The organism is Halolamina salina, assembly GCF_042678005.1.
Lineage (GTDB): Archaea > Halobacteriota > Halobacteria > Halobacteriales > Haloferacaceae > Halolamina > Halolamina salina.
This window is the reverse complement of record NZ_JBHUDH010000089.1, coordinates 370-11,409: the sequence shown is the minus strand read 5'-3', so window position 1 is coordinate 11,409 and position 11,040 is coordinate 370. Positions and strand designations below refer to the sequence as shown.

Sequence of the window (11,040 nt, the reverse complement as noted above, 5' to 3'; positions counted from 1 at the left end):
CGGCCGTTCGAGGAGTGGCTCCACGACACTATCGAGTACGGGTTCGTGGAGTGGCTGATCCGGACGTTCGTCCACGACGTACGTGAGACACGCAACCAGACCTCGATGGGGACGCTGTACGACGCCATCCCGGACATCGACCGGATCGAACTCCGCGGCGGCGTGACCCTCGGCGAGGAAGCCGAGGAGGAGAGCGTCTCCTTCGACGTGGTGCTGCGCGACCGGATGGGCCAGCCGCTGGTCGTGACCGACCTCAACGACTCCCGGGAGCCTGCCACCGAGCCGATGCTCGAGTCGCTGATCCGGAACGCCACGCCCGTCGCCGAGAGCAACGAGAAGCTGTCGGCGGCGTTTTTCGTCACGTCGAGCTACTACGAGCCGGGAGCGCTCGAGACCGCCGAGGAGGCCACCGGCGGCGGGCTGCTGAAGCGCAGCAAGAACAAGAGCTTCGTCAAGCTCTCACGCAAGGAGGGGTACCACCTCTGTCTCGTGGAGACCCGCGAGGGCGAGTTCCACGTCAGCGTCCCGGAGCTGTAGACCGGCGTTTCAGAACTGCAGAAAGGCGTCAGTTCTCGGCTTCCGGCGCCGACTCGATCCGCATGTCACGCAGCTTCTCGACGGTGTCGTCCAGCTTCTCGTCGAGGTCCTCGACGAACTCGGCGGTGTGGTCGGTCGTGATCGCACCCTGGCTCGACGGCTCGATGAGGTTCTCCTCCTCCAGCACGCGCAGCGAGTAGCGTACCTTGTGGTGGGGGTAGCCGGTCTCGTTCGACATCTTCACGATGCCGATCGGCTCGTTCTCGATGACCATCCGGAGGACCTGGAGGTGCCGCTCCAGCATATCCACTTCTTTCTCAAGTCGATCTATCATGCTGTATGTTAACTTCTCTTGCGAGAGGTTAAAGCTTCCCCTCGACCGCCGGGGGGATCTGGGTGTTATAGCTACACACGGGGCGAAGTTAACCGTTCCGACCGCGGGTATCGCGGCCGGCCGGGGCGGATAGCGGCATCGAAATCGGTTTAGCCGGGGCTACTGAACCGCCGCACATGACCGTCACAATCGTCGGGGCGCAACTCGGCGACGAAGGCAAGGGCGCCCTCGTCGACCGCTGGGGCGAGGAAGCCGACACAGTCGTGCGGTACCAGGGCGGCGACAACGCGGGCCACACCGTCGTCGAGGACGGCGAGGAGTACAAGCTCTCGCTCGTCCCGAGCGGCTGTGTCCGCGGGAAGACCGGCGTGCTCGGCAACGGCTGCGTCGTCAACCCCCGGACGCTGTTCGACGAGATCGAGAGCCTCCGGGAGCAGGGACTCGACCCCGACGTGCGCGTGGCCAAGCGCGCCCACGTCATCATGCCGTACCACCGCGTGTTCGACGAGATGGAGGAGGCCGACAAGGAGGACACCGACATGAAGGTCGGCACCACCGGGCGCGGGATCGGCCCGACGTACGAGGACAAGGCCGGCCGGCGCGGCGTCCGGATCGGCGACCTCCTCGACGTCGACGTGCTCCGGAACCGGCTGGAGTACACCGTCCCCCAGAAGCGCGCGATCGCGGAGGACGTGTTCGGCATCGACACCGGCGTCGAGTTCGACGTGGACGAGTTGGTCGCGGAGTTCGCCAACTACGGCCAGCGCCTCCGCGAGAACGACATGCTCGTCGAGGCTGGCGACTTCCTCTACGAACAGCATCAGTCCGGCGGCAACCTCCTGTTCGAGGGCGCACAGGGGACGAGCATCGACATCGACCACGGGAACTACCCCAACGTCACCTCCTCGAACCCGACCGCCGGCGGCGCCGCCGTCGGCTCCGGCGTCGGTCCGGGTATCGTCGGCTCGGGAGAGATCGTCGGTATCGTGAAGGCGTACCTCTCCCGCGTCGGCGAGGGGCCGCTCCCGACGGAGATGGAGGCCGACGAGGAAGCGCTCGCCGACGAGATCCGCGAGAAGGGCGGCGAGTTCGGCACCGTCACCGGCCGGCCGCGACGGATCGGCTGGCTCGACGTGCCGATGCTGCGCCACGCCGCCCGCCGCTCGTCGTTCACCGGGCTGGCCGTGAACCACGTCGACGTGCTCGCCGGGCTGGACGAGCTGAAGGTCTGTCACAGCTACGAACTCGACGGCGAGACGCGGACCACGGTGCCCGCGACGACCGAGGAGTGGGCGCGGTGTGAGCCGAACTTCCGCGAGTTCGAGACGTGGAGCGAGCAGGACTGGAGCGCCGTCGCCGCCGAGGGGTACGAGGCGCTGCCCGCGGCCTGCCGAGAGTACCTCGAGTACCTCGAAGGCGAACTCGACGCCCCGGTCTACGCCGTCGGCGTCGGTCCCGACCGGGACCAGACCGTCGAGCGGCAGACCCCCTGGTAGGGCGGCGAGCGCTACCCCGGATGCGGACCGTATTTAGGGGAGAGGCCGAACCGTCCGGGTAGACAGTCGATGACCGAAGCGCCGAACCCGGAGACCCCGCCGGAGGGGATGGCGGGCGAGCCCGGAACCGAGTCGGTCGAACAGTCGGGGGATATCGAGTACGGCGTCGACGAGCGGCCGCCCGCGGGCGAGTCGGCGCTGCTCGGCCTCCAGCACTACCTCACGATGGTGGGCGCGAACATCGCCGTCCCCCTCGCGCTCGCGACCGCGATGGGGATGCCCGCCGAGGTCCAGCCGCTGTACGTCGGCACCTTCTTCGTCGTCTCAGGCGTCGGGACGCTGCTCCAGACCGTCGTCGGGAACCGCTACCCGATCGTGCAGGGGGCGACGTTCTCGATGCTCGCGCCCGCGCTGGCGATCATCGGCTTCGTCGGCACGGGCAACTGGGAGCAGGCGATCCTCGCGCTCCAAGGGGCGATCATCGTCGGCGGGATCGTCGAGGCGCTCCTCGGCTACCTCGGCGTGATGGGCTGGCTGAAACAGTACCTCTCGCCGGTGGTGATCGCGCCGACGATCGCGCTGATCGGCCTCTCGCTGTTCAGCGCGCCGCAGGTCGTCGCCGCCGATCAGGCGTGGTGGCTGCTCGGGCTGACGGTGCTCCTGATCGTCGGCTTCAGCCAGTACGTCGACGACGCCCACCGCGCGTTCCGGCTCTACCCCGTGCTGCTGGGGATCGCCGTCGCGTGGGTGCTCGCGGCCGCGCTCTCGGTGCTCGGGATCGTCCCCGCGGACTCCCCGGCGTTCGTCGACTTCTCGGTCGTCGCGAACGCGAGTCTGATCCAAGTGCCGACGCCGCTGCAGTGGGGAATGCCGACGTTCCGGACCTCGTTCGTGATCGGGATGTTCGCGGGCGTGCTGGCCTCGATGATCGAGTCCTTCGGCGACTACCACGCCGTCGCGCGGCTGGCGGGCGAGCGCGCGCCCTCCGCGCGGCGGATCGACCACGGGATCGGGGTCGAGGGGATCGCGACCGTCTTCGCCGGGATCATGGGCACCGGGAACGGCTCGACCTCCTACTCCGAGAACATCGGCGCCATCGGGCTGACCGGCGTCGCCTCCCGGTTCGTGATTCAGGTCGGCGCGGTGCTGATGCTGATCGCGGGGTTCGTCGGCTACGTCGGCGCGCTGATCACCACCATCCCCGACCCGATCGTCGGCGGCCTCTACGTCGCGATGTTCGGCCAGATCGTTGCGGTCGGGCTCTCGAACCTGAAACACGTCGACCTCGACTCCTCGCGCAACGCGTTCGTCGTCGGCATCTCGCTGTTCGTCGGGCTCGCGCTCCCGGCGTACATGGGCAACGTCGGCAGCGCCGCCGCCTTCGCGGAGGGCGTGGCGGCGACGCCGGTCGTCGGCCCGCTGCTCACCGCGCCGATCCTCCCCGACGCGACGCTGCAGATCGTCGCCGACACGGTGTACGTCGTCGGCGGCACGGGGATGGCCGTCGGCGGGCTGGTCGCGTTCGTGCTCGACAACACGATCGACGGCTCCCGCGCCGAACGCGGCCTCGACGAGTGGGACGCGCTCACCGAGGAGTCCGGGGCGTTCCGGTCGGCGTACGAGCGCTACGTGAAGTAGCCCCGCGGAACCCGCAGCCTTTTGCCCCGCCCGGTCCGACAGGCAGCGCATGAAGGAGTCGCTGATGGAGATCGTCTGCTGCCCGATGGACAAACACGACCTCGAACTCGACGCCGCGGAGCGCGACGACGGCGAGATCATCACCGGGACGCTGACCTGCACCGACTGCGGCGAGTCCTACCCCATCGAGGACGGCATCCCGAACCTGCTGCCGCCGGACATGCGCGACGAGGCCTGACGCGGGAAGCTTTTTCAGCCCGTCGGTGGAACTGTCACCGTGCTCGAAAGTTCCCTCCACAGCCGGCGACACGACGGCGGACTCGCGTTCGAACTCACCGTCGAGAACCCGGGTGACGAGCCGGTCGAACTCTCCTTCCCCGACGCCCAGCGCGTCCGCGTCTCCGTCTACCCGGCCGACGCCGACGACGACGCCTCGCCGGTCTGGCGCTCGGACGCCGACCAGATGTTCGCGCAGGTGCTCGGCAGTGAGACGGTCCCGGCCGGCGAGAGCGTGACGTTCGGCGCCGCGTGGCAGGATCCCGAGCCGGGCGAGTATCTCGCGGTCGGCGAGGTCACCTGTCGGGATCGAGAGCTCAGCGCCGAGGAAACCATCCTGTTCTGAGTCGGGCTACCGGAGTTCGTCGTACAGCTGTTCGGCCGCGCGTCGGACCGCCGGGTCGCTGTCCTCGGGAACCTCGTGACCCAACTCCGAGAGCTTGCTCGTGTCCAGCCGCATCTTCGGCACGTCGCCGGTCCAGCCGCGGTCGCCGCCGGTGAACTCGTACTCGGGGTCGAGGTCCATCACGTCAGCGACGATGTCCGCGATGTCGACGACTGAGGTGGTGGTCTTCGAGCCGAGGTTGTAGAGGTTGTACTCGTCGTCGGCGTGCTCGACCACGTCGCGGATCGCGGCCGCGCAGTCCGCCACGTGGAGGTAGGACTTCTCCTGCTTGCCGTTGCCGAGGATCGTCAGCGTCTCGGGGTCGTCCTGCAGCTTCTGGATGAAGTCCGGGATCACGTTGCCCCGTTGGCGCGGGCCGACGATGTTCGCGAACCGGAACACCCACGACTGGATGCCGTAGGAGTGGGCGAACGTCGACACCACGCCCTCGTCGGAGAGCTTCGAGGCGCCGTAGATGCTGATCGGTTCGAGCGGCGCGTAGTCCTCCGGCGTCGGCCGGGGCGCCTCGCCGTACACGGTCGAGGAGGAGGTGAACGCGAGCGCGTCACAGCCGACCTCGCGCATCCGCTCGAGGACGTTGTACGTCATCTCGGTGTTCTCCTCGAAGACGCGGCGCTCCTCCTCGGGGTCGTCGACGCGCACGTCGGTGTGGGCCGCGAAGTGGAACACGATGTCGGTGTCCTCGTCGATGACTCCTGCCACGTCGTCGGCGTCGAGCAGATCGGCCTGCTCGAACGCGACGCCGTCCGGAACCGCCTCGCGCTCGCCCTTCGAGAGGTCGTCGACGGCCAGCACGTCGTTCTCGTCAGCCAGCATCCCCGCGAGGTGGGAGCCGACCAGTCCCGCGCCGCCGGTCACGACCACGGTCTGCCCGCTGAGGTCCATACCCGCGACTGTTCGGGTTCGGGCAAGTGCGTTCCGATCGCTCGCGGCCCGGAAACCGAAAGCGCCACCCCTCCGCCGCGGTTTCGTCGGCGTATGCAAGACGCCCCGGAGTGCTGCGTGCTCCGGTTCGGCCACCGGCCGGGCCGGGACGACCGCATGACGACCCACGTCGGCCTCACCGCCCGCGCGCTTGGCGCCGACCGCGTGATCTTCCCGGACAACGCCGGCCAGTCCGCCGAGACGGTGCGGGACATCACGGACCGCTTCGGCGGTCCCTTCGAAGTCGAACTCCGGGAGGACCAGCGCGCGATCATCCGGAACTGGGAGGGGACGGTCGTCCACCTCACGATGTACGGCGAGGAGGTCCAGACCGTTCAGGAGGAGATTCGCGAGACCCACCACGACGAACCGATCCTGATCGTCGTCGGCGGCGAGAAGGTGCCGTTCGAGGTGTACGACCACGCGGACTGGAACGTCGGCGTCACGAACCAACCCCACTCGGAGGTCGCGGGCCTCGCCGTGTTCCTCGATCGCCTGTTCGACGGCGACGAACTCGACCGCGAGTGGGAGGGCGGCGAGCAGCGCGTGATCCCGAAGGAAACTGGCAAGCGCGTGGTGGATCCGGAGACGCTGGACGAGAACGGCGAGGTCGACGAAGCCGACGACGACGCCTGATTTTGAGTGATCGACGTGCACGCCCGCAGTTCTGCGGTGGCGCGAAGCGCTCGCGCCTCCGTGCGCGAGCCGAGCGCGAGGGACGAGTGAGCGACCAGCGGGAGCGAACGAGTCGGCTGGGGAGGCTCGTGGGCTGTGCTGGCGGGCGGGACTGAAAGGGGCTGCCCGCTCGGCGAGCGAGACGACGCGAGCACCGCAGGGAACGGAGTGACCGAGGAGCGCAGCGAGTCGCAGCCGTCGAGCGGGCAGGGGCTTTCACCGCGTTTCTGACCAACGCTGTCTCGGTCTCCACCGAGTAGCTGATCACAACCCAGCTAACGCTACTTTCGAACCGATCGTCTCGAACGAAGACCCAGAACCCACAACGTTGAAGCGCGTGCCACTTTTAGGTCACCGCAATGGCTTTTGAGGAACTCTTGGAGGATCCGGTGATTCAGAAGTACCTCCACGACCTGGTCGGCCCCACGGGGATGCCCGTCGCCGCCGCCCCCCCGGACGGCGAAGTGACGGACGAGGAGCTCGCTGAGGAGCTCGGCCTCGAACTCAACGACGTGCGCCGCGCGCTGTTCATCCTCTACGAGAACGATCTGGCCGCCTACCGTCGGGTCCGCGACGAGGACTCCGGCTGGCTCACCTACCTCTGGACGTTCCACTACGAGAACATCCCGGAGAACCTCGAGGAGGAGATGCACCGGCTCGCCGACGCGCTGCAGCAGCGCCTCGAGTACGAGACCGAACACCAGTTCTACCTGTGTGAGAACTGCTCGCTGCGCTTCGAGTTCGAGGAGGCGATGGAGTTCGGCTTCGAGTGCCCCGAGTGTGAGACCCAGCTCGAAGCGATGGAGAACACCCGCATGGTCGAGGCCATGGAGTGGCGGCTCGACCAGATCCGCGACGAACTCAACGTCGAGGCCGCCTGATGGTCGTCCTCGCAACCAAGTGCTACGTCGAGGGCAGCGCCCGCAAACGGGCACTCGACAGCCTGGACTCGCTGGTCGCCAACGACCTCGCAGACCTCGACGTCGACTGGACCGTCGGCGTCCGGGACGACGAGTTCGTCGCCGTCACCGTCGAGGGCGACGACGCCACGGCCGCCCGGAACCTCCTGCGCGAGCGCTGGGGGGAGATCACCGACCACTTCGACGACGGCGAGGTCGCCGTCGGCACCCTCCGCTCGTGGGGCGACTCCGGCTGGACGCTCGACGCCGGCCAGCCGATCGAAATCGACGCCGACGACCTGGGCCTCGGCCCCGGTGACGGCTCGCAGATCCGGGACCGCTTCGGCGTCGTCCAGCACACGCCCCTGCGGTTCGTCTACGACGAGGACGGCGACCACCGACTCGCCGACGAGACGCAGGACATGCTCTACGACTGGACCCGCAACGACGGCGACGGCGCCGACTCCGGCGGCCGGCTCAACGTCAACTCCGCGACTCGCGGCGAGGTGCGGGCGACGCTGAACCGCGCGGGCCACGCACAGGACATCGTCACCGTCGAGCGACTGGGGCTGCTCGAACAGAGCGTCGTCTGCGCCGCGGGCACCGACCCGCCGGGGCTGCTCGCCAGCGTCGGCGAGTACCTCCCGGCCGAACTCAAGTGCGTCGTGCCGTGAGGACCGAGGGATGAACCGTCGACTGCTCGCGCTGGTCGCGCTCGTCGGACTCGTCACGCTCAGCGGCTGCATGGGCGGGCTGGGCGGCGGCCCCACCAGCCCCGACAGACTCGACGAGCCACCCGCACAGCCGTACGACTGGGACGCCGAGGACGAGGTCCACATCACCGTCACCAGCAACGTCACCTACCGCGCGGTGTACGATCTCTCGGCGGTCAACGACAGCATCCGGCTCTCTCGCCCCGGCTTCTTGGGCACCGACCAGCCGCTGACGATCAGTTCGCTTCGCTACCGCTACCCCAACGGGACGACGATCAACGGCTCCGACTTCGGCGCCCACGGCGGCGACGTGCGGACCCAGAACAACCACCTCGTGATCGAGCCGCCGGGCGAGGACGGCCGGCTGGCGTACTCCGGCGAGAGCACGCCCAAGCAGTTCACCCACCCCGTCGCCGTCGAGGGGGGGAACTACACCGTCGTCCTGCCCGAGAACCGCGAGGCGTCGATCCCGCTGTTCGGCCGGATCGCACCCTCGGCGGAGTCGAAGACGGTCGTCGACGGCCGGCTCACGATCGAGTGGACTGAGATCACCAGGGATCGGCTCTCCGTGCGGTTCTACCTCCCGCGTGACGTGCAGCTGTTCGGCGGGCTGGTGATCGGCCTGCTCGGCGTCGCCGTCGCCGGCGGCACGTACTACCGCCGGGAGATCCGGAAGCTGAAGGAACGGCGCGAGGAGATGGGCCTGAACGTCGACATCGAGCGGGACGACGACGAAGGCCCGCCGCCGGGGATGCGCTGAGGATCGGCGGCGCGTGACGCGGCCCTTTTGCGTTCGCGGGCGCTACGCCGGAGCATGTCCAACCGGAACGACGTGCCCCCCGACACAGTCGGTATCGACCTCCGTGAGGAGGGCGTCGTCGTCGAGTACGCCGACGGCCGCGAGACGCTGTACCGGGGGGTCCCCAGCGTCGCGGAGGGCTCGGTCCGGACCGGCCCGGGGAAGGAGTGTCACCTGCTGGTCACTGACCCGACCGAGAGCGAGGGGGTGATGCTGTACGTCAACGACCGCAAGACCGAGGACGAGATCCTCGAGGACACCGGCGTCGGCCGCGTGATGATCGACCCCGGCGAGGAGGAGGAGGTGTTCCCCGGCGTGACCGCGCGCCACCTCGAAGGCCGGCGGATCGAGGTCGAAGCCGACCCCGAGGTGGCCCGCGGCCGCGTGTTCGTGTTCGTCGAGGACGACTGGGGCGAACAGAGCTTCGAGATCGTGAGCGCCGAGGAGTCGGAGTCGGCGTAGCCGTCTCCCTCATCGTCGGCTCGTCGGTGTCGACTGCCGACTTGCGACGCGGGACTCCCGCGCGAATCGGTCGGCTGCTCCCGGCGCTCCGGGCGCGACTCGGCGACCGATAACGCGGGCTACTGGAGGTACGAGGGGTCGTCGCCGGCGCAGTTGTCCTCGTGTTGGCTGGCGTCGCTCTCGTCGTCGAACAGGAGCCCGCAGTGCTCACACTGGTACCACGTCATCCCGTCGCGCTCCGTGGCGTCGACCATACCCGGACGTGTGGACGGACGGCGTAAATCGCTTCCGGCGGTCGGCCCGCTCCCGTCGCCGGGTTTCGCTCGGGCCGCGCGATCGCTCCTTCCGTAACGTGCAAATGGGTGGCCCGCCCAGCGGGCGTATGCGCGGACCGTCGACCGACGCCGCCCAGCCCACACAATGACGCTCACCAAACGGGTCATCCCCTGCATCGACGTGGACGTGGACGAGAACGGCGATCCCGCCGTCTACACCGGAGTCAACTTCGAGGATCTCGACTACACCGGCGACCCGGTGGAGATGGCAAAGCGCTACAACGAGGCCGGCGCCGACGAGTTCGTCTTCCTCGACATCACCGCCAGCGCGGAGGGTCGGGAGACGATGCTCGACACGGTGTCGGCGGTCGCCGACGAGGTGTTCATCCCGCTGACCGTCGGTGGCGGCATCCGGACGACCGACGACATCAAGGAGACGCTCCGGGCCGGCGCTGACAAGGTCAGCATCAACTCCGGCGCGATCGCCAACCCCGACCTGATCGACCGCGGGGCCGAGGCCTTTGGCTCGCAGTGTATCGTCATCTCGCTCGACGCGCGCCGGCGCTACGACGAGCAGGGCGAACACTACGAGCGTATCGACGGCGAGTCTTGCTGGTTCGAGTGTACCGTGAAGGGCGGTCGCGAGGGCACCGGCATCGACGCCGTCGAGTGGGCCGAGGAGGCCGAGTCCCGCGGCGCGGGCGAACTGTTCGTCAACTCTATCGACAAGGACGGCACCGAGGAGGGGTACGACATCCCGCTCACCTCGGCGGTGTGTGACGCCGTCTCGACGCCCGTGATCGCCTCCTCGGGCTGTGGCTCGCCGGCGGACATGTACGAGGTGTTCACCGAGGCCGACGCCGACGCCGGGCTCGCGGCCTCGATCTTCCACTACGAGGACTACACGATCCAGGAGGTCAAGCAGTACCTCGCCGAGCGCGGGATCCCGGTTCGGATCTGATTCTCACCGCGTCACGGCATCTGCGACGGCACAGATCGACGGTAGTTAGAGAGAAGTAGTCGGAGAGCCGTCTCAGGCCGCCGCGTCCTCGAAGGCGTCCCGCAGCGCCGCGCTCTTCTCGCTTACGTCGCCCGCGGCCGACTCGAGCACGTCGAGGGGGTCGGCGTCGCCCTCGGTCGTGATCGAGAGGATCGGCTCGGTCTGGCCGCCGGACTGCTCGGGGTTCACGTCGTACGTCGCGGCGGCGACGTCGTCGTTCTCGAGCAGCGTCCCCTTCAGGACGTTCATGAACGTGTGGCCCTCGCCGGCGACCTCGATGCGGAGTTCCTCGTCAGTCTTCTCGATGACCCGCAGTTCCATGTGTTTCGGTTGTCGGGGTCGGCGTTTGAGTGTTTCGTCTCCGATACTCCGGATTCTGGCTGTTCGCTAGGTTTCGTAGTTCGTGTGTGTCTCCTCACGGTGTGAACAGAGACGTTGATTCGACGACCCCGACCGCGAACGGCACCGCGGAGTGAGCATGACCACTTGTGACCGCACCGCCCGCACAGCCCACAGGCCTCCCCAGCCGACTCGTTCCTTCGCTGTCGCTCAGTCACTCGTCCCTCGCGCGCTCGTTCGCGCACGGAGGCGTCGTGCGGGCGACCC

Annotated in this window: 15 protein-coding genes; 11 read left to right on the top strand and 4 right to left on the bottom strand. The window is 68.3% G+C overall.

Translation table 11 applies throughout. The features are described 5' to 3' along the window. Window positions 1–537, top strand: a 537-nt coding sequence (locus tag ACFR9S_RS08510; RefSeq protein ID WP_459077196.1) for a DUF7527 domain-containing protein, incomplete at its 5' end; no start/stop codon positions are given. Window positions 538–565: 28 nt separating this feature from the next. Here the strand turns inward: ACFR9S_RS08510 and ACFR9S_RS08505 are convergent. Further along, complete coding sequence (locus ACFR9S_RS08505; RefSeq protein WP_053948506.1) at window positions 566–871, bottom strand: hypothetical protein; 306 nt, start codon at window positions 869–871, stop codon at window positions 566–568. Between the two features lie 176 nt (window positions 872–1,047). On the opposite strand from ACFR9S_RS08505, the gene ACFR9S_RS08500 reads away from it, so the two are divergent. From ACFR9S_RS08500 to ACFR9S_RS08485, 4 genes are all read left to right on the top strand, one after another. Next, window positions 1,048–2,367 (top strand): adenylosuccinate synthase, encoded by a 1,320-nt coding sequence (locus tag ACFR9S_RS08500; RefSeq protein ID WP_379730843.1) that lies wholly within the window; start codon window positions 1,048–1,050, stop codon window positions 2,365–2,367. Between the two features lie 108 nt (window positions 2,368–2,475). Beyond that, window positions 2,476–4,005 carry a uracil-xanthine permease family protein gene (locus ACFR9S_RS08495; RefSeq protein ID WP_379730844.1) on the top strand — a complete coding sequence of 510 codons (1,530 nt, stop codon included), beginning with the start codon at window positions 2,476–2,478 and terminating at the stop codon, window positions 4,003–4,005. A 49-nt stretch (window positions 4,006–4,054) separates the two neighbouring features. After that, complete coding sequence (locus ACFR9S_RS08490) at window positions 4,055–4,243, top strand: methytransferase partner Trm112 (protein ID WP_379730842.1); 189 nt, start codon at window positions 4,055–4,057, stop codon at window positions 4,241–4,243. 39 nt (window positions 4,244–4,282) lie between these two features. After that, window positions 4,283–4,627 carry a BsuPI-related putative proteinase inhibitor gene (locus ACFR9S_RS08485; RefSeq protein WP_379730841.1) on the top strand — a complete coding sequence of 115 codons (345 nt, stop codon included), beginning with the start codon at window positions 4,283–4,285 and terminating at the stop codon, window positions 4,625–4,627. Between the two features lie 6 nt (window positions 4,628–4,633). Here the strand turns inward: ACFR9S_RS08485 and ACFR9S_RS08480 are convergent, their stop codons facing one another. Continuing rightward, the gene (locus ACFR9S_RS08480) at window positions 4,634–5,572 is read right to left on the bottom strand and encodes an NAD-dependent epimerase/dehydratase family protein (protein WP_379818421.1); all 939 of its coding nucleotides are present in this window, start codon (window positions 5,570–5,572) and stop codon (window positions 4,634–4,636) included. A gap of 93 nt (window positions 5,573–5,665) precedes the next feature. On the opposite strand from ACFR9S_RS08480, the gene ACFR9S_RS08475 reads away from it, so the two are divergent. The 5 genes from ACFR9S_RS08475 to ACFR9S_RS08455 all read left to right on the top strand — a co-directional run bounded on the left by ACFR9S_RS08475 (window position 5,666) and on the right by ACFR9S_RS08455 (window position 9,159). Then, a complete protein-coding gene (locus tag ACFR9S_RS08475) occupies window positions 5,666–6,247 on the top strand; it encodes a tRNA (cytidine(56)-2'-O)-methyltransferase (protein WP_379730839.1) in 582 nt (193 codons plus the stop codon). Between the two features lie 398 nt (window positions 6,248–6,645). Further along, entirely contained in the window at window positions 6,646–7,167 is a 522-nt protein-coding gene (gene tfe / locus ACFR9S_RS08470; RefSeq protein ID WP_379730838.1) for a transcription factor E, read from the top strand. Then, on the top strand, window positions 7,167–7,859 hold the full coding sequence (locus tag ACFR9S_RS08465) for a DUF2110 family protein (protein WP_379730837.1): 693 nt from the start codon (window positions 7,167–7,169) through the stop codon (window positions 7,857–7,859). Before tfe ends, ACFR9S_RS08465 begins: the two co-directional genes overlap by 1 nt. 10 nt (window positions 7,860–7,869) lie before the next feature. Further along, window positions 7,870–8,658, top strand: coding sequence for a DUF5803 family protein (locus ACFR9S_RS08460; protein WP_379730836.1), 789 nt, complete (start codon window positions 7,870–7,872; stop codon window positions 8,656–8,658). A 54-nt stretch (window positions 8,659–8,712) separates the two neighbouring features. Beyond that, the gene (locus ACFR9S_RS08455; protein WP_379730835.1) at window positions 8,713–9,159 is read left to right on the top strand and encodes a DUF5796 family protein; all 447 of its coding nucleotides are present in this window, start codon (window positions 8,713–8,715) and stop codon (window positions 9,157–9,159) included. Window positions 9,160–9,278: 119 nt separating this feature from the next. On the opposite strand, the gene ACFR9S_RS08450 is transcribed toward ACFR9S_RS08455, so the two are convergent. Continuing rightward, window positions 9,279–9,413, bottom strand: coding sequence for a DUF7128 family protein (locus tag ACFR9S_RS08450; RefSeq protein ID WP_379730834.1), 135 nt, complete (start codon window positions 9,411–9,413; stop codon window positions 9,279–9,281). 166 nt (window positions 9,414–9,579) lie between these two features. On the opposite strand from ACFR9S_RS08450, the gene hisF reads away from it, so the two are divergent. After that, window positions 9,580–10,395 carry an imidazole glycerol phosphate synthase subunit HisF gene (gene hisF, locus ACFR9S_RS08445; RefSeq protein ID WP_379730833.1) on the top strand — a complete coding sequence of 272 codons (816 nt, stop codon included), beginning with the start codon at window positions 9,580–9,582 and terminating at the stop codon, window positions 10,393–10,395. Window positions 10,396–10,467: 72 nt separating this feature from the next. Here the strand turns inward: hisF and ACFR9S_RS08440 are convergent, their stop codons facing one another. Beyond that, window positions 10,468–10,755, bottom strand: a complete 288-nt coding sequence (locus tag ACFR9S_RS08440) for a DNA-directed RNA polymerase subunit L (RefSeq protein WP_379730832.1) — start codon at window positions 10,753–10,755, stop codon at window positions 10,468–10,470. Window positions 10,756–11,040 lie beyond the last annotated feature (285 nt).

Bases quoted from the DNA above. Each gene is read 5' to 3' on its own strand.
- ACFR9S_RS08475 (WP_379730839.1), top strand. From the start codon at position 5,666: ATGCAAGACGCCCCGGAGTGCTGCGTGCTCCGGTTCGGCCACCGGCCG.
- ACFR9S_RS08465 (WP_379730837.1), top strand. From the start codon at position 7,167: ATGGTCGTCCTCGCAACCAAGTGCTACGTCGAGGGCAGCGCCCGCAAA.
- ACFR9S_RS08455 (WP_379730835.1), top strand. From the start codon at position 8,713: ATGTCCAACCGGAACGACGTGCCCCCCGACACAGTCGGTATCGACCTC.
- ACFR9S_RS08500 (WP_379730843.1), top strand. From the start codon at position 1,048: ATGACCGTCACAATCGTCGGGGCGCAACTCGGCGACGAAGGCAAGGGC.
- hisF (WP_379730833.1), top strand. From the start codon at position 9,580: ATGACGCTCACCAAACGGGTCATCCCCTGCATCGACGTGGACGTGGAC.
- ACFR9S_RS08440 (WP_379730832.1), bottom strand. From the start codon at position 10,755: ATGGAACTGCGGGTCATCGAGAAGACTGACGAGGAACTCCGCATCGAG.
- tfe (WP_379730838.1), top strand. From the start codon at position 6,646: ATGGCTTTTGAGGAACTCTTGGAGGATCCGGTGATTCAGAAGTACCTC.
- ACFR9S_RS08460 (WP_379730836.1), top strand. From the start codon at position 7,870: ATGAACCGTCGACTGCTCGCGCTGGTCGCGCTCGTCGGACTCGTCACG.
- ACFR9S_RS08495 (WP_379730844.1), top strand. From the start codon at position 2,476: ATGGCGGGCGAGCCCGGAACCGAGTCGGTCGAACAGTCGGGGGATATC.
- ACFR9S_RS08490 (WP_379730842.1), top strand. From the start codon at position 4,055: ATGAAGGAGTCGCTGATGGAGATCGTCTGCTGCCCGATGGACAAACAC.
- ACFR9S_RS08480 (WP_379818421.1), bottom strand. From the start codon at position 5,572: ATGGACCTCAGCGGGCAGACCGTGGTCGTGACCGGCGGCGCGGGACTG.
- ACFR9S_RS08450 (WP_379730834.1), bottom strand. From the start codon at position 9,413: ATGGTCGACGCCACGGAGCGCGACGGGATGACGTGGTACCAGTGTGAG.
- ACFR9S_RS08505 (WP_053948506.1), bottom strand. From the start codon at position 871: ATGATAGATCGACTTGAGAAAGAAGTGGATATGCTGGAGCGGCACCTC.